Source organism: Rhizobium sp. H4, assembly GCF_003013335.1.
Classification (GTDB): domain Bacteria; phylum Pseudomonadota; class Alphaproteobacteria; order Rhizobiales; family Rhizobiaceae; genus Rhizobium; species Rhizobium sophoriradicis.
The window spans coordinates 1-21,503 of the sequence record NZ_PSOW01000034.1 but is presented as its reverse complement, the minus strand read 5'-3'; the positions used below and the strand labels follow the sequence as shown (position 1 = coordinate 21,503).

The 21,503-nt window shown below is 61.9% G+C and carries 19 protein-coding genes, 1 tRNA gene and 1 riboswitch; of the genes, 11 read left to right on the top strand and 9 right to left on the bottom strand.

Going from position 1 to position 21,503, the window contains the following annotated elements; genetic code table 11:
- On the bottom strand, nucleotides 1-844 hold an 844-nt coding region (locus C4N04_RS31075; RefSeq protein ID WP_106797752.1), incomplete at its 3' end, for a sugar ABC transporter permease.
- A gap of 127 nt (nucleotides 845-971) precedes the next feature.
- Nucleotides 972-2,231 (bottom strand): ABC transporter substrate-binding protein, encoded by a 1,260-nt coding sequence (locus C4N04_RS31070; protein WP_106797754.1) that lies wholly within the window; start codon nucleotides 2,229-2,231, stop codon nucleotides 972-974.
- Between the two features lie 452 nt (nucleotides 2,232-2,683).
- Here C4N04_RS31070 and queC point away from each other — a divergent pair, with 452 nt between their 5' ends.
- From queC to queE, 3 genes are read left to right on the top strand one after another with little or no spacing between them, the layout of a single operon-like run.
- Nucleotides 2,684-3,394: a 7-cyano-7-deazaguanine synthase QueC gene (gene queC / locus C4N04_RS31065; protein WP_106797751.1), complete on the top strand. Its 711-nt coding sequence runs from the start codon at nucleotides 2,684-2,686 to the stop codon at nucleotides 3,392-3,394.
- Nucleotides 3,394-3,750, top strand: a complete 357-nt coding sequence (queD, locus tag C4N04_RS31060) for a 6-carboxytetrahydropterin synthase QueD (protein WP_077994994.1) — start codon at nucleotides 3,394-3,396, stop codon at nucleotides 3,748-3,750. Before queC ends, queD begins: the two co-directional genes overlap by 1 nt.
- Nucleotides 3,747-4,475, top strand: coding sequence for a 7-carboxy-7-deazaguanine synthase QueE (gene queE, locus C4N04_RS31055; protein WP_086156382.1), 729 nt, complete (start codon nucleotides 3,747-3,749; stop codon nucleotides 4,473-4,475). Before queD ends, queE begins: the two co-directional genes overlap by 4 nt.
- A gap of 116 nt (nucleotides 4,476-4,591) precedes the next feature.
- Here queE and C4N04_RS31050 read toward each other — a convergent pair whose 3' ends face one another.
- The 6 genes from C4N04_RS31050 to C4N04_RS31020 all read right to left on the bottom strand — a co-directional run bounded on the left by C4N04_RS31050 (nucleotide 4,592) and on the right by C4N04_RS31020 (nucleotide 13,086).
- On the bottom strand, nucleotides 4,592-5,815 hold the full coding sequence (locus C4N04_RS31050; protein ID WP_106797750.1) for an adenylate/guanylate cyclase domain-containing protein: 1,224 nt from the start codon (nucleotides 5,813-5,815) through the stop codon (nucleotides 4,592-4,594).
- Between the two features lie 103 nt (nucleotides 5,816-5,918).
- On the bottom strand, nucleotides 5,919-6,893 hold the full coding sequence (gene nrdF, locus C4N04_RS31045; protein WP_077994991.1) for a class 1b ribonucleoside-diphosphate reductase subunit beta: 975 nt from the start codon (nucleotides 6,891-6,893) through the stop codon (nucleotides 5,919-5,921).
- A 201-nt stretch (nucleotides 6,894-7,094) separates the two neighbouring features.
- Nucleotides 7,095-9,299: a class 1b ribonucleoside-diphosphate reductase subunit alpha gene (nrdE, locus tag C4N04_RS31035; RefSeq protein ID WP_106797749.1), complete on the bottom strand. Its 2,205-nt coding sequence runs from the start codon at nucleotides 9,297-9,299 to the stop codon at nucleotides 7,095-7,097.
- Nucleotides 9,278-9,682, bottom strand: coding sequence for a class Ib ribonucleoside-diphosphate reductase assembly flavoprotein NrdI (gene nrdI / locus C4N04_RS31030; protein WP_077994989.1), 405 nt, complete (start codon nucleotides 9,680-9,682; stop codon nucleotides 9,278-9,280). The genes nrdE and nrdI overlap by 22 nt, the downstream gene beginning before the upstream one ends.
- Nucleotides 9,683-9,695: 13 nt before the next feature.
- Complete coding sequence (nrdH, locus tag C4N04_RS31025) at nucleotides 9,696-9,917, bottom strand: glutaredoxin-like protein NrdH (protein ID WP_106797753.1); 222 nt, start codon at nucleotides 9,915-9,917, stop codon at nucleotides 9,696-9,698.
- A gap of 264 nt (nucleotides 9,918-10,181) precedes the next feature.
- A riboswitch (cobalamin riboswitch) is annotated at nucleotides 10,182-10,407 on the bottom strand.
- Between the two features lie 435 nt (nucleotides 10,408-10,842).
- Complete coding sequence (locus tag C4N04_RS31020; RefSeq protein WP_106797748.1) at nucleotides 10,843-13,086, bottom strand: heavy metal translocating P-type ATPase; 2,244 nt, start codon at nucleotides 13,084-13,086, stop codon at nucleotides 10,843-10,845.
- 71 nt (nucleotides 13,087-13,157) lie between these two features.
- On the opposite strand from C4N04_RS31020, the gene C4N04_RS31015 reads away from it, so the two are divergent.
- The 8 genes from C4N04_RS31015 (at nucleotide 13,158) to C4N04_RS30980 (ending at nucleotide 21,265) form a co-directional block, all read left to right on the top strand.
- Nucleotides 13,158-13,580: a helix-turn-helix domain-containing protein gene (locus C4N04_RS31015; protein WP_106797747.1), complete on the top strand. Its 423-nt coding sequence runs from the start codon at nucleotides 13,158-13,160 to the stop codon at nucleotides 13,578-13,580.
- A 67-nt stretch (nucleotides 13,581-13,647) separates the two neighbouring features.
- Nucleotides 13,648-14,856 (top strand): TIGR03862 family flavoprotein, encoded by a 1,209-nt coding sequence (locus tag C4N04_RS31010; protein ID WP_106797746.1) that lies wholly within the window; start codon nucleotides 13,648-13,650, stop codon nucleotides 14,854-14,856.
- Nucleotides 14,857-14,955: 99 nt separating this feature from the next.
- Nucleotides 14,956-15,915, top strand: coding sequence for a helix-turn-helix domain-containing protein (locus C4N04_RS31005; protein ID WP_106797745.1), 960 nt, complete (start codon nucleotides 14,956-14,958; stop codon nucleotides 15,913-15,915).
- A gap of 166 nt (nucleotides 15,916-16,081) precedes the next feature.
- Nucleotides 16,082-17,590, top strand: a complete 1,509-nt coding sequence (gene adh / locus C4N04_RS31000; RefSeq protein ID WP_077994984.1) for an aldehyde dehydrogenase — start codon at nucleotides 16,082-16,084, stop codon at nucleotides 17,588-17,590.
- Nucleotides 17,591-17,793: 203 nt separating this feature from the next.
- Entirely contained in the window at nucleotides 17,794-18,183 is a 390-nt protein-coding gene (locus C4N04_RS30995) for a DUF779 domain-containing protein (protein ID WP_009986469.1), read from the top strand.
- Between the two features lie 108 nt (nucleotides 18,184-18,291).
- Nucleotides 18,292-18,999, top strand: coding sequence for an SDR family NAD(P)-dependent oxidoreductase (locus C4N04_RS30990; RefSeq protein WP_077994983.1), 708 nt, complete (start codon nucleotides 18,292-18,294; stop codon nucleotides 18,997-18,999).
- Between the two features lie 144 nt (nucleotides 19,000-19,143).
- Complete coding sequence (locus tag C4N04_RS30985) at nucleotides 19,144-20,277, top strand: calcium:proton antiporter (RefSeq protein ID WP_096772244.1); 1,134 nt, start codon at nucleotides 19,144-19,146, stop codon at nucleotides 20,275-20,277.
- Nucleotides 20,278-20,500: 223 nt separating this feature from the next.
- Nucleotides 20,501-21,265, top strand: coding sequence for a DUF4239 domain-containing protein (locus tag C4N04_RS30980; RefSeq protein WP_096772245.1), 765 nt, complete (start codon nucleotides 20,501-20,503; stop codon nucleotides 21,263-21,265).
- A gap of 143 nt (nucleotides 21,266-21,408) precedes the next feature.
- Here C4N04_RS30980 and C4N04_RS30975 read toward each other — a convergent pair.
- Nucleotides 21,409-21,485: transfer RNA gene (locus C4N04_RS30975), tRNA-Met, on the bottom strand.
- Nucleotides 21,486-21,503: the final 18 nt, after the last annotated feature.

Below are 21,503 nucleotides of genomic sequence, written 5' to 3'. Positions count from 1 at the left end.
TGAAGGTATATTCATACATGAAGTTCGACGGCAGCCAGGCCGAGCCGCCCGGCCCGCCCGAGGTCAGCGCCACCACCAGGTCGTAGGACTTGATCGCCATATGAGCGAGCACGATGAAGGCGGAGAGGAAGATCGGCCGCAGCAGCGGAATGACGATGCGCCGGTAGAGCTGCAAGGGCGAGGCGCCGTCGATCTGCGCCGCCTTCATGATCTCGCCATCGATGCCGCGTAAGCCCGCCAGGAACATCGCCATGACGAAGCCCGAGGCCTGCCAGACACCGGCGATGACGACGGTGTAGATGACGAAGTCCTTGTTCTTGATCCAGTCGAAGTGGAAGCTCGTCCAGCCGAAGTGGTGCAGCGTCTGCTCCAGCCCGAGGCCGGGATCGAGGAACCATTTCCAGGCAACGCCGGTGACGATGAAGGACAGCGCCATCGGATAGAGGAAGATCGGGCGCAGCAGGCCCTCGCCGCGGATCTTCTGGTCGAGCAGGATGGCGAGCAGCAGGCCGAGTGCCAGACAAATGCCGACATAGAGGAAGCCGAAGATCGCCATGTTGGTGATCGAGGTGTACCAGGAGGACGGCGGATCGCTCTCGAAGGTCCAGCGCCACAGCCGCTGATAGGCCCGTGGCCCGGTCAGCGCATAAGACGGGAAGGTCTTGGAATTGGTGAAGGAGAGATAGGCCGTCCAGATGATGAAGCCGTAGACGAAGATGAGGGTGATGACGAAGCTCGGCGCCAGCACGATCTTCGGCAGCGCATCCTGCAGCCGGCCCCTGAGCGAGATCGGCGTCGCTTGCCGGGGTGTCAGAACCGGATCGGTGGTGGCAACTGTGCTCATGGATGTCATCTCCTCCCTGCTTCATCGGGCCCGCATGATCGTCAGCGCATCATTGTCCGCACATGATCGGCGCGGCGCCGGAAGCTTCCCCGCGAAGACGCGGGGAAGTAGTGTTCATCGGCCTGGCTCAGCGGGCATCGTCGATCGCCTGGACGAGCTGGGTGACGGCTTCGTCGGAGCTCTTGATCTGGCCGTGGACGAACTTCGAGACGACGTCCTTATAGGCATTGGCGATCGCCGGCGGCGCGCCATAACCCTGGGCCAGCGAACCGAACAGCGTGCCGCCCTCGTTGGCGGCCTTCAGGTCGGCGATGCCCTTCTTGCCGCAGGCGTCGAAGTCGGTGTCGGGAACGTCGGTGCGGGCCGGCACCGAACCCTTGACGACGTTGAAGGCCGACTGGAAGCTCTTCGACAGCGTCGCCGTCGCCAGCGCCACCTGTGCGGCCTTGCGGTCGTCGGGGACGTTGAACATGCCGAACATGTCGGAGTTGTAGATGACGCTGCCGTCGGTGCCGGGGAAGCGGTAGCAGAGGAAGTCGGTGTCCGGGGTCTTCTTGGCGGCGACGAACTCGCCCTTGGCCCAGTCGCCCATCACCTGCACCAGCGCATCACCCTTGATGACCATGGCGGTCGCCAGGTTCCAGTCGCGGCCGGAGAAGTTCGGATCGACATATTTGACGATCTTGGCGAGGTTATCGAAGGACTTCTTCATCGTCTCCGACTTCAGAGACTCCTCGTCGAGGTCGTTCATCGCCTTCTTGTAGAATTCCGGGCCGCCGGTCGACAGCACGATGGAATCGAACATCGTCGCTTCCTGCCAGTTCTGGCCGCCGAGCGCCAGCGGGATGACGCCTGCCGCCTTCGCCTTGTCGAGCAGGGCAATCAGGTCGTCGAAGCTCTTCGGCTCTGTGCCGCCGATCTTGTCCATCACCGCCTTGTTGATCCACAGCCAGTTGACCGAGTGGACGTTGACGGGGGCTGCCACCCACTTGCCGTCATAAACGGAGAACTTCTGCAGCGCCGCCGGCACCGACTTGTCCCAGCCTTCCTTCTTCGCCGTCTCGGTCAGGTCGCCCATCACCCCGGCCTCGGCATAATCGAGCACGGTGTAACCCAGCATCTGCGAGGCCGTCGGATAAGTGCCGGCCGCAACCATCGCCTTCAGCGCCGTCATCGCCGCATCACCGCCGCCGCCGGCAACCGGCACGTCCTTCCAGGCAAAACCTTCCTTCGACAGATCCTCCTTCAACACGTTCAAGGCAGCCGCCTCGCCGCCTGATGTCCACCAGTGCAGCATCTGCACTTCCTTTACGTCGGCGGCCTGGGCCGCACCGAGGCCAGCCATCATCACGACGGCAACAGCCGCCGAGCTCAAGAACTTGCGCATGAAATTCCTCCCATTGAAAATCGGCGGCGGGCCCTCCCTGCCGCCCGATGCTTTCCGCGTTGCGACGGTCAACATTCGGCCGCGCTCCTCCGCACGGTTGCTAATTTAAAACGTTATAAGCCTCTGATCGTCAAGTCCTTTCTCGACTCCCGAGAAAAATATGCCTTATCTATTATCCTATTGAATTAATTACTTTATTAATCCTACTATTCACCAGTCCACCTATACGCCTTTGAGAGCCAGACGCGGTCTCCATGTCGCCCGCGAGTGCGATCTCATCCGCAGCCGACGTATATCGATAGCGCATTGTCGCCAACGCCATCCACGAGGATCGGCCGCTGATCAATTTTCCGATCATTGGGCCCTGCCTATTTCCCTGAGGCGTGATTTGCCGTAGAAGGACGCCGTAATCCGGTCGCAGCCCACCCGGTCAAAACAAGGGAATCCAAAATATGAAGACTCTCGTCGTCTGCTCTGGCGGACTCGACTCCGTTTCGCTTGCACACAAGATAGCAGCGGAACAACAGCTTATCGGCCTCGTCTCCTTCGACTACGGCCAGCGGCACCGCAAGGAACTCGGTTTCGCCGCCCGGTGCGCCGCGCGTCTCGCCGTTCCTCATCATATCATCGATATCGCCGCCATCGGCGGCCATCTCAGCGGATCGGCGCTGACCGATAATGTCGAGGTCCCGGACGGCCACTATGCCGAGGAGACCATGAAGGCCACCGTGGTGCCGAACCGCAATGCCATCATGCTGGCGATCGCCTTCGGCCTGGCCGCTGGGCACAAGGCCGATGCCGTTGCCGTCGCCGTGCATGGCGGCGACCACTTCATCTATCCCGACTGCCGGCCGGGCTTCATCGACGCCTTCCAGCGCATGCAGAACGAAGCGCTGGACGGTTATGCCAACGTCAGACTGCTCGCCCCTTATGTCGATGTTCCCAAGGCGGCGATTGTGGCCGATGGCGCGAAGCACGGCACACCATTTTCGGAAACCTGGTCCTGCTACAAAGGCGGCAGGCTCCATTGCGGGCGCTGCGGAACCTGCGTCGAACGCCGCGAGGCTTTCCATCTTGCCGGCATTTCCGATCCGACGGACTATGAAGACCGGGATTTCTGGAAAGCGGCGGTGTCGCAATATTCCGCCGCGGAGGTGCGTTGATGTATCGCATCACTAAGGAATTTCACCTCTCCGCCTCGCACCAGCTGGATTATCTGCCGGCCGACCATCAATGCGCCAGGCTCCACGGCCATAACTATATCGTCGTCGTCGAGCTCGCCGCCGAAAGCCTGAATGACGACGGCTTCGTTCGCGACTATCACGACCTCTCGCCGCTCAAGCGCTATATCGACGAAGCTCTCGATCATCGCCACCTGAACGAGGTCTTCGGTCATTCGAAGGTCACGTCCGAGTTCCTGGCAAAGCACTTTTACGACTGGTGCAAGCAGCGCTTCCCAGAGACATCGTCCGTCCGCGTCAGCGAGACGCCGAAGACCTGGGCGGAGTACAGACCGTGAGCGCCGAAACTATTCGCGTCAGTGAGATCTTCGGCCCGACCATCCAGGGCGAAGGCGCCTTGATCGGGCTGCCGACGGTGTTCGTCCGGACGGGCGGCTGCGACTACCGCTGCTCGTGGTGCGACAGCCTTCACGCGGTCGATAGCGCATACCGGGATCAATGGAGCCCCATGTCGGCCGAGGCGATCTGGCAGGAGGTCACGAAGCTCTCCGGAGGCCGGCCGATGACGGTTTCTTTGTCCGGCGGCAATCCGGCGATCCAGCCTTTGGGACCGCTGATCGAGCTCGGCCACTCCCAGGGATACCGCTTCGCGCTGGAAACGCAGGGAAGTGTGGCCCGGAACTGGTTTCGCGATCTCGACGTCCTGGTCTTGAGCCCCAAGCCGCCGTCAAGCGGAATGTCGACCAATTGGGGCGAGCTCGGCAATTGCCTTCGGCTCACCGCCGGCGGGCCGGAGATCGCATTGAAAATCGTGGTCTTCGATGATGCCGATTACGCGTTTGCGCGACAGGTGGGGGAGCGCTATCCCTATATTCCCTTGTACCTTCAGCCGGGCAACCACACGCCGCCGCCGCCGGATGACGACGACGCCCGTATCGATATCGACGGCGTGATGGATCGGATGCACTGGCTCGTGGAGAAAGTGACTGTTGATGGATGGTTTGCCCCGCGCGTGCTGCCTCAGCTGCATGTGCTGCTGTGGGGGAACAAGCGCGGCGTATGACTCGGCCTGAGGCTAAAGCGCGTCGCGATCCTTCAGATTCGCTCGTCGCGCTTTAGCTCTTTGTTTTTACGCATGTCGTTGCCGCAAAACCGCGGCACACTTTTGCGCGACATGCTTTAACGCTCCGGAAAAGCGAAGACATCGACAGGCTCTCCGAGCCCGCGCAGCGGGAAGGTGCCGAGACTGTCCATATCTTGCGCGCAGCCCGCCATTTCGACGAAGGCCCGTGACAGGAGCACCGGACGCTTGACCTCCTTCGTCAGGCTTTCCAGCCGCGAGGCGACATTGACCGCCGGGCCGATGACGGTAAAATCCAGCCGCCGGCGCGAGCCGATATTGCCGTACATGACATCGCCGACATGCACGCCGACCCCGTAGCGCAGCGGTTCACGCCCGTTGCCCGCATACTGCTGGTTCAGTTGCGCCATCAACGCCTGCCCCTCGCGGATCGCCTGCAGCAGATCATGGCAGGCCGTTTCCTTGGCTAACGGGAAGATCGCCAGCAATCCGTCGCCCATGAACTTCAGGATCTCGCCGCCATAGCGCTCGATCGGGTCGGACATGGCGTCGAAATAATCGTTGAGCAGATGGATGACATCGTCGCGCGGCCAGAGATCGGAGATCCCCGTAAAGTCGCGCAGGTCGCAGATCATGATCGCCGCGCCGACGGTGGCGCCGCTGCCGCGCGTCGTGACGCCCGACAGGATATGTTCGCTCGCATGCGGTCCCACATAGGTCTGCAGCAGCGTGCGCGCCATGATATTCTTCAGCCGGATTTCGCTGACAAGCGTTAGCGCTGGCAGGAGATCGCGCAGGAAATCGACATGTCCGCGCTCGAAGCCGCCCGGCCGGCTGGTGGAAAATGTCACGACATGCCGCTTGCCGAAGGTGTGCTCGACCGGCCAGGCGATATACTCGGTCAAGCCGTCGTCGCGCAGGTCCTGATAGAATGAATCCATCTCGCCGTCGGCTGCGCCTTCCAGCTGCCTGTGCACCTCCTCCGCACCCTGATGGATCGCGTTGACCGGACTGGTCAGGAACTCCGGCGTGTTTTCGACGCCATAGGCGAATGTATCGATCTTCGCCTCCGCCAGTCCCTCCTTCCAAAGAATGCGGGCACCGACCCATTGCGGGTGGTTCACCCTGAAATGCAGCGTCGCCCGCGCCACCGGCACCCCAGCCGCCAGCAGCTTCTCACACATCTCCACCAGGATGTTGTCGATGAAGCGCTCGCCGCGCGTCTCGTTCACCAGCCAGTCGAGAACGCGTCTCCTGCGGATCGGCCAAACGCCGTCGTTGGCTTCGACGGCAATCCCGGCCTTGTTTGGAAAAGACGACATCAAAAAACTCCGCTACATCGCGTCATCGGCGAGGATCGATTTCAGTTTCCGCTGAATGTGGGCGACAGGGAAGCAAATGATAAGGGCAGATGGCGATAAAACCTCAGAAATCCCAGTCCTCATCCTCGGTCGCCACAGCCTTGCCGATGACATAGGACGACCCGGAGCCGGAGAAGAAGTCGTGGTTCTCGTCGGCATTCGGCGAAAGCGCCGACAGGATCGCCGGATTGACCTTGCAGGCCTCGGCCGGGAACAGCGCCTCGTAGCCGAGGTTCATCAGCGCCTTGTTGGCATTGTAATGCAGGAATTTCTTGACGTCCTCGGTCAGCCCGACGCCGTCATGGAGCGCCTCGGTATATCGGGCCTCGTTGTCGTAGAGCTCGAGCAGCAGGTCGAAGGCGAAATCCTTGATCTCCTGCCTTCTCTCCTCGGAAAGCCGCTCCAACCCGCGCTGGAACTTGTAGCCGATATAATAGCCGTGCACCGCCTCGTCGCGGATGATCAGCCGGATCATGTCGGCCGTGTTGGTCAGCTTGGCGCGGCTCGACCAGTACATCGGCAGGTAGAAGCCGGAATAGAACAGGAAGCTTTCGAGGAAGACGCTGGCGACCTTCTTCTTCAATGGATCGCCTGAACCATACTGCTCCATGATCAGCGCCGATTTCCGCTGCAGGAACTCGTTTTCCTCCGACCAGCGATAGGCATCGTCGACATCGGGCGTCGAGCACAGCGTCGAAAAGATCGAGGAATAGGAGCGCGCATGCACCGCCTCCATGAAGGAGATATTGGAAAGCACCGCCTCCTCATGCGGGGTTATCGCATCTTCCATCAGCCTGATCGCGCCGACGCCGTTCTGGATCGTGTCGAGCAGCGTCAGCCCGGTGAAGACGCGGATGGTCAGTTGCTGCTCGGCCGCCGTCAGCGTCGCCCAGGAGGGAATGTCGTTGGACAGCGGCACTTTTTCAGGCAGCCAGAAATTGCCGGTCAGCCGGTTCCAGACTTCGAGATCCTTATCGTCCTCGATACGGTTCCAGTTGATGGCGCGCACGCGGGAAACGGATTTGAATTGCATGTTCATTGAGCGGTCCCTCTTGAGGAATTTGTCTGAGTTTGCCCCTCATCCGCCTGCCGGCACCTTCTCCCCGCTTGCGGGGCGAAGGAGGCACGCCGCAAGCTCTCCGTTCCCCACAAACCTCTCGCAGGGCACGTCCCCTCTCCCCGTTTTTACGGGGAGAGGGTTAGGGTGAGGGGCATCTTGCCGGTCCGGAGCGAAATCAATTCACAGCGTACAAGACACACAGCCCTGCACTTCGGTGCCGGACAGCGCCATCTGGCGAAGGCGGATGTAGTAGATCGTCTTGATGCCCTTCTTCCAGGCGTAAATCTGCGCCTTGTTGATATCGCGCGTCGTCGCCGTGTCGCGGAAGAACAGGGTCAGCGACAGACCTTGGTCGACATGCTGCGTCGCCGCCGCATAGGTGTCGATGATCTTCTCCGCACCGATCTCGTAGGCGTCCTGATAATAATCGAGATTGTCGTTGGTCATGAACGGCGCCGGATAATAGACGCGGCCAATCTTGCCTTCCTTGCGGATTTCAATCTTCGAGACGATCGGATGGATCGAGGAGGTCGAATGATTGATATAGGAGATCGACCCGGTCGGCGGCACCGCCTGCAGGTTCTGGTTATAGAGGCCGGACGTCATGACAGCCGTCTTCAACGCCGCCCAGTCTTCCTGTGTCGGAATATGGATTCCTGATTTGTCGAACAGCGCCTGCACCTTCTCGGTCGTCGGCTTCCATTCCTGTTCGGTATATTTGTCGAAATAATCGCCGGAGGCATATTTCGAATTTTCGAAGCCCTTGAAGCTTGTGCCGCGTTCGACCGCCAGCAGGTTCGAGGCGCGGATCGCGTAGTAGGTCACCGTATAGAAATAGATATTGGTGAAATCGACGCCTTCCTCCGAACCATAGAAGATACGTTCGCGGGCGAGATAACCGTGCAGGTTCATCTGGCCGAGCCCGATCGCATGGCTTTCGTCATTGCCCTTCTCGATCGACGGAACCGAGGCGATATGGCTCATGTCGGAGACCGCCGTCAGCGCCCTGATGGAGGTCTCGATCATCCTGCCGAAATCAGCGGAGTCCATCGCCGCCGCAATGTTCAGCGAGCCGAGATTGCAGGAAATATCCTTGCCGAGATGCTTGTAGGAGAGGTCGTCGTTGTATTCGCTCGCTTCGCTGACCTGTAGGATCTCCGAGCAGAGATTGCTCATCGAAATACGCCCGGCGACCGGGTTCGCCCGGTTCACCGTGTCCTCGAACATGATGTAGGGATAACCGCTCTCAAACTGGATTTCGGCGAGCACCTGGAAGAATTCGCGCGCCTTGATCTTCTTCTTCGAGATGCGCGCATCCGCCACCATCTCCCGGTACTTTTCCGTCACCGAAATCTCGGTGAAAGGCACGCCATAGACGCGCTCCACGTCGTAAGGCGAGAACAGATACATATCCTCATTATTTTTCGCGAGCTCGAAGGTGATGTCGGGCACGACGACGCCGAGCGACAGCGTCTTGATCCGGATCTTCTCGTCGGCATTTTCGCGCTTCGTGTCGAGGAAGCGCATAATGTCGGGGTGATGGGCGTTGAGATAAACGGCGCCGGCTCCCTGACGGGCACCGAGCTGGTTGGCATAAGAGAACGAGTCTTCGAGCAGCTTCATCACCGGAATGATGCCCGAGGATTGGTTCTCGATCTGCTTGATCGGCGCGCCGGCCTCACGGATGTTCGTCAGCGACAGCGCCACGCCGCCGCCGCGCTTCGACAATTGCAGCGCCGAATTGATCGATCGGCCGATCGATTCCATATTGTCCTCGACCCGCAGCAGGAAGCAGGAAACCAGTTCGCCGCGCTGCTTCTTGCCCGCATTGAGGAAGGTCGGCGTCGCCGGTTGGAACCGGCCGGAAATGATCTCGTCGACCATATCGCGGGCAAGCGCTTCGTCGCCCCGTGCCAGGGTCAGCGCCACCATGCAGATGCGGTCCTCGTAGCGCTCGAGATAGCGCTTTCCGTCGAAGGTCTTCAGCGTATAGCTGGTGTAATATTTGAATGCGCCGAGAAAGGTCGGGAACCGGAATTTCCTCGCATAGGCCTGATCGAACAGGTCGCGGACGAAATTGAAGGAGTACTGGTCGAGCACCTCCTGCTCGTAATAGCCCTCGGTCATGAGGTAATCGAGCTTTTCCCTGAGATTGTGAAAGAACACCGTGTTCTGGTTCACATGCTGCAGGAAATACTGCTTCGCCGCCATGCGATCCTTGTCGAGCTGGATCCTGCCTTCGTCGTCATAGAGGTTCAGCATGGCGTTCAGCGCGTGATAGTCGAGCGTTTCCGCCGCTTTCACGGGGCGTTCGCCGGCGGGATGAGCAAAAGTGTTATGCGGTTTTGCGCCCGCATCCCGCGTCAGAGTTGTTCCCGTGTCCAAAACCGTTCCAATCCGTATCTGACGTTGACGACGTCCTCCTCCGTGCCGATGAGCTCGAACCTGTAGAGGTAGGGCACCTGGCACTTCCGCGAGATCACGTCGCCGGCAAGCCCGTATGTCTCGCCGAAATTGCTGTTGCCCGCGGCAATCACGCCGCGGATATGTCCTCGGTTCTCCGCATCGTTCAAAAAACGGATCACCTGCTTGGGAACGGCCCCCTTGCCGCCGTCGCCGCTATAAGTCGGCACGACGAGAACGAAGGGTTCGCGGATAGGGAGCGCCTCTGCGCCGCTAGCCGGAATGCGCGCCGCGCGCAGTCCGAGCCTGGCGACGAAGCGATGGGTATTCTCCGATCGGCTGGAATAATAGACGAGCAGCCCCATCGCCGTTTTCCGGTCAGGAGAGCGCGCTGATCATATCGGGACGGAAACCCGCCCAATGCCGCTCGCCGGCGATGACGACGGGCGCCTGCATGTAGCCGAGGCTGCGGACGCGATCGAGCGCTTCGGCATCCTGCGAGATATCGATGATATCGTAATCGACGCCCAGGCGGTCGAGGGCGCGATAGGTGGCGGTGCATTGGACGCAGGCAGGTTTGCTATAGACGGTAATGGTCATGATATTCCTCGTGACGATGCGATCGAGACACGCGATATCGATCGGAAATCTTTCGAAATCCCTCGAAACATTCTCGGATGGTTTGAAACGATGCGGCCGTTCAGCCGCCGGGCGTGATCCGCCCTCTGCCTGGCGCGGGTGGCGGCCTGAACTGCGATACTGACATGACTTCACCCCGAAGTGGCTGATGCGGAGGTTCGGGCCTGCGAAACGCGATGCGGATAAATCCGCAGTCATGCAACGCGACCTTCCGGACACCCCGCCGGTGGACGTTTCGTTCGAGGCAGGTCTCCTGGCTTGCGGGTCGAAGCATCCTGCCCAGCCTTCCCGGAGCATCATGCTCCAGTGACCTGAAATCGGACAGTTGCTCGCCGCTTACAGTTGCGGGGGCAGCTCCGGATTTGTCGCGCCATCATGGCGAAACGCACCGTATTCCCGTCTTAGCCCGCGATCCTGACGAATCGAAGGAACCTCTGAACACTAGATATAGTACGCGAATCCAAAATAACGTCAATGGATGGTTTGTACATCGCCTTACGGCAGGATTGAAATCGCTGCCTTCCTGTGAAGGACATGGATAACGAAGGCTTAAAGAAAACAGGCTGGCGGAGCCTCTTCCCTGCGTCATCCTCGGCCTTGTGCTGTCCAATTCGGACCGATGTGTGCCCCTCACCCTAACCCTCTCCCCCGTAAAAACGGGGAGAGGGGACGTGCCTTGTGAGAGCCGTGAGAGGGACGGAGAGGTCGCGACTATCTCCCTTCGCCCCGCCTGCGGGGAGAAGGTGGCGGCAGCCGGATGAGGGGCGGGCGGCGATCTCTTAAGGCGACAATCTTTTACTGCTTGTGCGTCCTTTGTCAGCGGCCTGAGAGTCGGCCTGTAGCCGCTCCCTGCGATTTGCGATTCCCGGTCAGGCCCAAATCGTCATTATCCCTTTACCCGAAGCAGCCTGAGCGCGTTGATCGTCACCAGCACGGTGGCGCCGGTATCGGCGAGAATCGCCGGCCAGAGGCCGGTGATCCCCATGATCGTCGTCACCAGAAACACCGCCTTCAGCCCGAGGGCGATGGTGATATTCTCCAGAATATTGCGCATCGTCCGTTTGGACAGTTCGATCATCCGCGCCACGTCGCCGACGCGTCCATGCAGCACGGCGGCATCCGCCGTCTCCAGCGCCACATCGGTGCCGCCGCCCATGGCGATGCCGATGTCGGCAGCGGCAAGCGCCGGCGCGTCGTTGATGCCGTCGCCGACCTTGGCGACAATGAAACCCTGACGTTTCAATTCGCCGACGACCTTCTGTTTGTCCTCGGGCATCATCTCGCCGCGCCAGTCGATGCCGAGCATGCCGGCAACGGCTGCCGCCGTCCGCTTGTTGTCGCCCGTCAGCATCATCGCCTTGACGCCCGCCGATTTGAGCGCGGAAAGCCCGGCTTCGGCATCCTCGCGCGGCTCATCGCGCATGGCGATCAGGCCGGCTGCCGCGCCGTTGACGAGCAGCACCGACACGCTCTTGCCTTCGTCGTTCAACGCGATGATACGCGCATCCTGATCTCCATCGAGCGCCCCGCGCTCGCGGGCGGCGGACGGCGACAGCAGATCCAGAGTCTCGCCCCCGACTTTTCCGGTGACGCCCTTGCCCGGCAGCGCCTCCAGCTCGAAGGCCGGCGGCACGGGAACACCGTCCGCCCGAGCACGATTGAGGATGGCGAGCGCCAGGGGATGGCTGGAGCCTTGCTCCAGCACCGCCGCGCGTGACAAGACCTGCGCCTCGCTCAATCCGAAGGAAATGATGTCGGTCACCTGCGGCTTGCCTTCCGTCAACGTGCCTGTTTTGTCGAAGGCGACCATGGTCACCTGGCCGAGGCTCTCCAGTATCGCGCCGCCCTTCATCAACAGCCCGCGCCGTGCGCCCGCGGAAAGCGAGGCGGCGATCGCCGCCGGCGTCGAGATGACGAGTGCGCAGGGGCAGCCGATCAGCAGGATGGCAAGGCCCTTGTAGACCCATTCGCCCCACGCGCCGGAAAGGAAGCTCGGCGGAACCACCGCGACCAATGCTGCAACCACCACCACGCCGGGCGTGTAATAACGAGAGAACCGGTCGATGAAGCGTTCCGTCGGCGCCTTCGATTCCTGCGCTTCCTCCACCAGCTTGACGACGCGGGCGATGGTGTTGTCGGCCGCGGCTGCGGTGACGCGAACCCGGAGCACTGCATCGCCATTCACTGTTCCGGCAAAAACCGCGGCATCGACACCCTTGCGCACCGGCGTGCTCTCGCCCGTCACCGGCGCCTCATCGATCGCACTCTCGCCCGATACGATGACGCCATCCGCCGAGATGCGGTCGCCGGGTCGCACCATGATGATCGCACCGACGGCAAGGCTCTCCGCCGGCACCTCCCGCGTTGCACCATTTTCTTCGAGCAGCGCATTCTTCGGCACCAGTGCCGTCAGCGATTGGATGCTTTGGCGCGCCTTGCCCGCCGCCACGCCCTCCAGCAGCTCGCCGACGAGGAACAGGAACACGACCGTCGCCGCTTCCTCTCCCGCATTGATAATGACGGCGCCGACAGCGGCGATCGTCATCAGCATCTCGATCGAAAACGGCGTACCGGCCATAGCCGCCATGACGGCGCGCCGCGCGATCGGCACCAGCCCGACCAGCATGGCAATGATGAAGACATAGGATGCAATCGCAGGCACCAGATGACCGACGGCATAGGCCGCGACGAGCGCCACACCCGAGAGGATCGTCAGCCGGCCCTTCCGGCTCTGCCACCATGGGCCGGCCATCGGCCCATGGTCGTGCCCGTGCAGGCCCTTGATTGCCTTATCGGCATTGCCATGATCGTGATCATGACCTTCGTGGTCGTGATCACCATGGTCGTGCCCCGCGTGATCATGGCCGTGATGATCGTGCGATCCGTGGTTTTGCGCCGGCGCGACGCTTCCGGCAAAGGGAGAGAGCGAATAACCGAGCCCCGTCACCCTCTTCTCGATCGCCCTGAGGTCGCTGCTGCCGTCATGCCGGACGATCATCGTGCCCGCCATCACCGAGACGGAAACATCGGCCACCCCTGCCACGCGCCTGACCGCCGTATCGATCTTGCTCGCACAGGCGGCGCAATCCATGCCGCCGACCCGGTATCGTGTTTCGCTCGTCTCAGCCATGATCCGCTTCCTTGTCAAACAGAAGCATCCCTCCTACATCCTCTAGCGACTAGAGGTGCAAGAGGAAAATCATGAAAAAGATCACGATCGGCGAAGCCGCTCGCCGCAGCGGAGTCAAAGTACCAACGGTTCGTTATTACGAGAGCATCGGCCTGCTCGCAGCCCCGAGCCGCAGCGAAGGCAACCAGCGCTCCTTCGAACCCGCCGACATCAGCCGCCTCGCCTTCATCCGCCATGCCCGTGAACTCGGCTTCGAGATCGAGGCGATCCGCACTCTCCTTACCCTGCAGGATGATCCGCACCAATCCTGCGCCTCGGCCGATGCCATTGCCAAGGCCCGCCTCGTCGAGGTCGAGCAGCGCATCCGCAGCCTGATGGCGCTGAAGGCCGAACTCGAAACCATGGTGGAAGGTTGCGGCCATGGCCGCGTCGACCAATGCCGCGTCATCGAGGTTCTCGCCGATCACGGTCAGTGCACGCATTCGCATCACTGATCCCGACCTTGCAAGCAAGGCGCAGCCGCGCCAAAACTGCACCGGAAAGAATCGGGCGAAGACATCCATGAACCAGAAGCGAATTGCCATCATCGGCGGTGGCCCGGCGGGCCTGGCGGCCGCCGAACTGCTTTCGCTTTCCGGCCATGCGGTGACGGTCTACGACGCCATGCCGACCTTCGCTCGCAAGTTTCTGCTGGCCGGCAAGTCGGGACTGAACATCACCCATTCCGAGGATTATGCCCGTTTCGTCACGCGCTTCGGCACGGCCTCCGCCCGCCTGCGCCCGGCTCTCGATGCCTTTACCCCTGGCGATATCAGAGATTGGGCAGCAGGGCTCGGAACCGAGACCTTCATCGGCTCGTCCGGCCGCATTTTCCCCGATGTGATGAAAGCCTCGCCCTTGCTGCGCGCCTGGCTCAGGCGATTGGAGGCGCAGGGGACGACGCTGCGCACCCGCCACCGCTGGATCGGTTTTGCCGATGCGGGCTATGTTTTCGAAACGCCGGAAGGGCGCTGCATCGTCCAGTGCGACGCTGCCCTCCTGGCGCTCGGCGGCGCCAGCTGGCCGCGCCTCGGCTCCGATGCAAGCTGGCTGCCGTGGCTATCGGAGAAGGGCGTCGAGATCGACGCCTTCCGGCCCGCCAATTGCGGCTTCGTCGTCGGCTGGAGCGAAAGCTTCCGCGAGCGTTTCGCCGGCGAGCCGGTGAAATCGGTCACCGCCACCTCCGATGCCGGCACATTTCCCGGCGAATTCGTCATCAGCGCAAACGGCATCGAGGGCAGCCTGGTCTATGCCCATGCAGCAAGCCTTCGCGATCAACTGCTGAACCGCGGCAGCGCTGCCCTGACGCTCGACCTCGCCCCGGGTCGGACGATCGAAAGGCTGACCCGCGACCTCGCGCGCCAGGATGCCAAATCGAGCTTTTCGAACCGCCTGCGCAAGGGCGCCGGCCTCGACGGTGTCAAGGCGGCGTTGCTGCGGGAGTTCGCTTCCGAGCGTGACCGAAGCGATCCCGGACGTCTCGCCGGCCTGATCAAGGCCCTGCCGGTGCCGGTTCTCGAAACCAGGCCGATCGCCGAGGCCATCTCCTCGGCCGGCGGCATCCGCTGGAGCGGCATTGACGATGGCTTCATGTTGAAGGCGCTGCCGGGCACTTTCGTCGCCGGCGAGATGCTCGACTGGGAAGCGCCGACCGGCGGCTATCTCCTCACCGCATGCCTGGCGACCGGCCGCGCCGCCGCACGCGGCATCGAAGCCTGGTTGCGGCGCTGAAATCGCCATAGCCAAAGGTCTAGGCGATCGCCAATGCCGGCCATTTGCAAACCGGCCGCTTTTCCATCAGACTATTCTGACGTTCCGTGGGAGGAGCCGATGCACGAACACTCAGCACATGCCGAGCATGTCTACAGCTCTGCCCAGCGCGATTCGGCCGCGGCCAGCTCTCCCGTTGTCGCCTCCTGGCGGCGATGCATGACCATGCACCAGCTCGCCCCCGAGGATGAACGTGCGCCGATCCGCCTGACCGATGAGGAATTCCGGCGTGCCCGCGAGCAGTCCGGGCAACTGATCGCCAGTGCCACGGAAGAGCTCGATCGTCTCTTTACCACCGTTGGCAAGGCGGGCTGCTGCCTGCTTCTCACCGACAAGAACGGCATCGCTCTGGAGCGCCGGGGTGCCGCCGGCGACGACAAGGAATTCCGCGAACTCGGCCTCTGGACCGGCTCGGTCTGGACCGAGGCGAGCATCGGTACCAACGGTATCGGCACCGCGCTTGCCGACGAGCGGGCCGTCGCCATCTTTCGCGATCAGCATTTCTTCTGCGCCAATATCAGCCTGAGCTGCACGACGGCGCCGATCCGCGACCATCGTGGCCGGCTGGCCGCGGCCCTCGACATCTCCACCTGCCGTGAGGACGTCAATGAGATGACGCTGGCGATCCTGACGCAGACCGTGCGCGATTCGGCGATGCGCATCGAGCTCAACCTCTTCCGCGCGGCCTTTCCCAGCGCCCGTTTCCTGATGGTCCCGGCCGGCGTCAATTCGGCCGCCGCCCTGCTGGCCGTCGACCGGCACGACCTCGTGCTCGGCGCGACGCGCGCCGCCCGTATCGCGCTGCAGCTGGACGACAGGCGGATTGCCGCCGGCATTCCGGCCGCCGATGCGCTGCACGAGGCCGGCGTCTCCCATCAAGACGAGATCGTCGAAGCGGAAAAGGCGGCATTGCTGCGTGCGCTGTCGCGCGCCGGCGGCAACGTCTCGCAGGCGGCGATCGCGCTCGGCATCAGCCGCGCCACCCTGCACAGGAAGATGAAGAAGCTCGACCTCCACTGATCGGCTCAAGGGTTCCGCGGCGACGGCAATCGTGACTGGATCCTGTCGCAAGTCTGCGACACTGTGCACTGCGGTATCGAGGAGCCGCCCTGTTCCCTTTGCCGAAACCCGCACATTTTCCTCCCACTGGTTCGCTTGGGAACCTGGATCATCAAGGGAGGATGACATGCTTCATCAGAAAATCGTCGAATCGCCGTTCAAGCTGAAGTACGGCAACTATATTGGCGGCGAATGGCGCGACCCGGTCGAAGGCAAGTATTTCGAAAACCTGACGCCGGTTACCGGCGGCAAGCTCTGCGACATTCCCCGCTCCGATGAGAAGGATATCAATCTCGCGCTCGACGCCGCCCATGCGGCCAAGGAAAAATGGGGCCGCACCTCCGCTGCCGAGCGCTCCAACATCCTCATGAAGATCGCCCAGCGCATGGAAGACAAGCTGGAATTGCTCGCCCAGGCCGAGACCTGGGACAATGGCAAGCCGATCCGCGAAACCATGGCGGCCGACATTCCGCTGGCGATCGACCACTTCCGCTATTTCGCCTCCTGCATCCGCGCCCAGGAAGGTTCGATCGGCGAGATCGACAATGATACGATCGCCTATCACTTCCACGAACCGCTCGGCGTCGTCGGCCAGATCATTCCCTGGAACTTCCCGATTCTGATGGCTACGTGGAAACTGGCTCCGGCGCTGGCGGCCGGCAACTGCGTCGTGCTGAAGCCAGCCGAGCAGACGCCGGCCTCGATCCTGCTCTGGGCCGAACTGGTCGGCGATCTGCTGCCGCCCGGCGTGCTCAACATCGTCAACGGTTTCGGCATCGAGGCCGGCAAGCCGCTGGCGACCAGCCCCCGCATCGCCAAGATCGCCTTCACCGGCGAGACGACGACAGGCCGGCTGATCATGCAATATGCCAGCCAGAACCTCATTCCGGTGACGCTGGAGCTTGGCGGCAAATCGCCCAACATCTTCTTCGCCGATGTGATGGCCGAGGATGACGACTTCCTCGACAAGGCGCTCGAAGGTTTTGCGATGTTTGCCCTCAACCAGGGCGAAGTCTGCACCTGCCCGAGCCGCGCCCTCGTCCAGGAATCGATCTACGACCGCTTCGTGGAAAAGGCGGTCAAACGTGTCGAGGCGATCAAGCAGGGCAACCCGCTCGACAGCGCGACGATGATCGGCGCCCAGGCCTCGACGGAGCAACTCGAAAAGATCCTCGCCTATCTCGACATCGGCAAGCAGGAAGGCGCCGAAGTCCTGGCTGGCGGCACCCGCAACGATCTCGGCGGCGACCTGGCGAACGGCTATTACGTCAAGCCGACGATCTTCAAGGGTCACAACAAGATGCGCATCTTCCAGGAGGAGATCTTCGGGCCGGTGGTCTCGGTCACGACTTTCAAGGACGAGAAGGAAGCACTCGAAATCGCCAACGACACGCTCTACGGTCTCGGCGCCGGCGTCTGGAGCCGCGACGCCAATCGCTGCTACCGTTTCGGCCGCGAGATCCAGGCCGGCCGTGTCTGGACCAACTGCTACCACGCCTACCCCGCCCATGCCGCCTTCGGCGGCTACAAGCAATCGGGCATCGGCCGCGAAACCCACAAGATGATGCTCGAACACTACCAGCAGACCAAGAACATGCTGGTGAGCTACAGCCCGAAGGCGCTCGGTTTCTTCTGAGAAGCTTTCTTGCGGTGGGAGGGAGTGTCAAAACCCCTCCCCACAAGGGGCTTAGAGTGCCTCACCGACAGTGTTCCTCGCCGAGGTCTCACCAAGAAGATGCGTTGGCCTTAGGGTGAGCAGTTCAACGAGTTAAGCCCCTCCCCTTGTGGGGAGGGGTTGGGGAGGGGACTTCTTCCTCCCAAAACCTTGGAGGAAGAACCATGGAAACGACCGTCAACGGTGAACCGCGTGTTCTCGCAACCGACGCAGCCCTTGACCTGATCGCTGAGATCAAGCGTGATCATCCCGATATCCTCTTCCACCAGTCCGGCGGCTGCTGCGACGGCTCCTCGCCGATGTGTTACCCCGCCAATGAATTCATGGTCGGCGACAGCGACGTCAAGCTCGGCGAGATCGGCGGCGTCCCGGTCTATATCAGCGCCAGCCAGTTCGAGGCGTGGAAACACACACAGCTGATCATCGATGTCGTGCCGGGTCGCGGCGGCATGTTCTCGCTCGATAACGGCCGCGAGAAGCGCTTCCTTACCCGCTCCCGCCTCTTTAGCGGCGGCGAGGCCTGCGCCGTGCCGGATTTGACGTCCCGCGCATAGTTTACGGATGTCTCTTCTTGTCTCGGCGGCGGGCTTAAGCTACCGCTGTTGTCAGCGCGGAAGCAGGCGACATCAGTCAACAGCGGCACTGTCAGGAGATCGATTGTGATGAACGAGCAGAAAGCCGTGATCGTCACGGGAGCCGGCGGCAACCTTGGCAGCGCCGTTGTCCGCGAGCTTGCCGCCGGAGGCGCCAAACTCGTCTGCATGAACCGGTCGAGCCAGGAACTGGAAGCCTTGGCCGGCGAGCTTCCCGCCTCCACCGAGTTCCTGTCGATCGCGGGAACGGACCTCACCGATTATGGCTCTTGTGCTGCCGCCGTCGCGCGGGCTGACAAGCGCTTCGGCGGCGTCAGCGCCCTCATCAATACGGTCGGCGGCTTCCAGATGGGGGCGGTCGGGCCGGATGCGCCCTCCCAATGGGACACGATGATGAGCGCCAATGCCCGCACTGCGCTGACGATCAGCGCTGCGGTGCTCCCGACCATGAAGGCGGCCGGCTATGGCCGCATCATTCACGTCGCCGCCGCCCCCGGCCTGAAGGCCGGGGCCAATCAGGCGGCCTACGCCGCCTCGAAAGCCGCCGTCATACGGCTGACCGAGGCGATCGCTGCGGAAAACCGCGAACACCGCATCACCGCCAACTGCATTCTGCCCGGGACGATCGACACGCCTGAAAATCGCGCCGCCATGCCCAATGCGAAGACGGACGGCTGGGTATCGCCGCAATCGATCGCCCGCCTCATAGCCTTCCTGATTTCGCCGGCCGCAGCTGTCGTTACCGGCGCGGCGATCCCGGCGACCGGCCGCGAATAAAGCAAGGTCTTACACGTGTTGTACGGTTACATGCCGCTCGGCTTGCGGTACGTTTCCTTCTCTTAGGGGGCGCGGACAGCGGGCGGGCGCGATGATGTTGATGATCGCTTTGAGGCGGCATTTGCCGGAAGGCAGGTGGTTCCGATGACGGATGGTCCCGCATTGCGCGCCGTCAGTGCCACCAGCCTGGTGCGCGAGGAATGGTTCCTCGGCGTCAGCGTCGCGACGAGCTTGGTATTTCTGGCCTTCCAGGAGCAGCTTTTCGGGCGGCTTTCCCATCCGCTTTGGTTCACCGTTGTTTTCGTGTGGCTGTTTGCCGTCGTGCTCGGCTCCGCCCTGTCGGTCGTGCGGCACGCGGATCATTTGGCGGAGCGGCTGAAGGAGCCTTACGGCACGCTCATTCTGACGCTTGCCATCACCTCGATCGAGGTGATGGCAATATCGGCCGTCATGCTGCACGGCGAAAACAATCCGACGCTTGCCCGCGACACGCTGTTTGCGGTCGTCATGATCATCCTGAACGGCATGGTCGGCCTGTCGTTGCTGCTCGGCGCGTGGCGTCGGCCGGAACAGCAGCACAATCTGCAGGGCGCCAACGCCTATCTCGGGGTGATCGTACCGCTGGCCACCTTGAGCCTGGTCATGCCGACATTTCTGGCAGGCCCGGACGGCCAGGATTCATCGGCGCCGAGACAACTGATACTGGGCATAATCTCGGTCGGCCTTTATGGCACGTTTCTGTTTCTGCAGGCCGGCCGCCATCGAGACTATTTCACCGACGACAGCAACCGCGACGAGCCCCCCGGCGAACGTCACCCTCACCATGGACCGGTCTGGCCTCATGCCATTCTGCTTTTAGCCTATATGGGTCCCGTCGTCTTCCTGGTCGAACAGCTTGCCCGGCCGATCGACTACATTATCGAAACCCTGCATGCTCCGACCGCATTTGGCGGTGTCGTGATGGCGGTCCTCGTCGCGACGCCCGAGGCAATCAGCGCCGTGCGCGCATCCATCGCCAACAATCTTCAGCGCTCCGTCAACATCTTCCTTGGCTCGGTATTGTCGACGATCGGGCTGACGGTGCCGGCGATGCTCGTTGTCAGTCAGCTCTACGGACACACAGTGACGCTCGGCCTGGAGCGCGGCGATCTGGTGATGCTCTTGCTCACGCTTGCCGTCAGCATCATTACCTTTGCCAGCGGCCGCACGCATCTCATGCAAGGTGCCGTGCATCTGGTGCTTTTCCTGGCTTACGTGCTGCTCATTTTCCAGCAATGACGCCCGCCCGGCGATATCTTGCCGACCGAAACCCACTCGAAAAACGACGCTAAAAGACCGGGAAAGTAAAAGTTCCGCGCCCGGCCAGTCTTCCGTTATGATCACGGGAGCTATTGCACGGCGTGCAAACAATCGCAGTGGCTGAAGCACTCAAAGTGCTACAGCGTCCTTTGCCCGTCTGAAAAGACGCGCGGCGCTGTATGTGGCGATACGGAGACCGGACTTGGGCTCACTGTTGCTTGGCGGACTTGTATTTGTGTTTCTGTCGACCGCAACGACGATCGGATTGATCGTGCGCGGCCGCTTGCCGGATCATCATCTCACTGCCGAATCCAAGGACGTCATCAGGCTGGCGACCGCGGTGGTGGGGACGCTGTCGGCCTTAGCGCTCGGCCTTCTGATCGCCTCGGCCAAGTCCACCTACGACAACGCCGAAGTGGAGATGAGAACGGCGGCCGCACGGGTGCTCTTGCTTGACCGCGTCATGGCCCAATACGGGCCGGAAACCGACAAGGCGCGGCAGTTGCTGCGTGAATTGATCGAGAAACGGCTAAGCCACGGCTGGTCGGCCGAAACCACCGACGAGGCATCCGGCAAGGCGCTGGGGGAATACCAGGATATCGAGGCGGTTCAGGGCGACCTTCGGGCCCTTTCGCCGAGGGATGCCGTGCAGCTTTCTCTCCAGGCCCGTGCTCTCGAGGTGAGCGGCATGCTGGCCGAGACCCACTGGCTGCTGGTCGAATCCGGCAAAGAGGGTTTGCCCTGGGCCTTTCTCGCCGTTCTCGTCTGTTGGCTTGGCCTGCTTTTTGCGACCTTCGGGCTGCAGGCGCCGGCCAATCCGACGCTGCTGTCGATTCTGCTGGTCTGCGCCCTCTCCGTCGCCGGCGCGATCTTCCTGATTACGGATATGGCCAACCCCTATGTCGGCCTGATCCATGTTTCCGATGCACCTTTGCAATCGGCCATCGAACGGCTCGGGAAACCCTAAGCATGTCGCGCAAAGGTCAGCGCGCAACAGGAATACGACCTGCAGCGCCGCTCGGAATCGATCAGAACGCCCAGGAGTCCGTCGCCGTCCTGTTCTGTCGCCGCAAACGCAAAAAAGCCCGCACGAGGCGGGCTTTTGTATTCTGGTTGCGGGGGCAGGATTTGAACCTGCGGCCTTCAGGTTATGAGCCTGACGAGCTACCGGGCTGCTCCACCCCGCGCCATCGCAAGTCGGATTG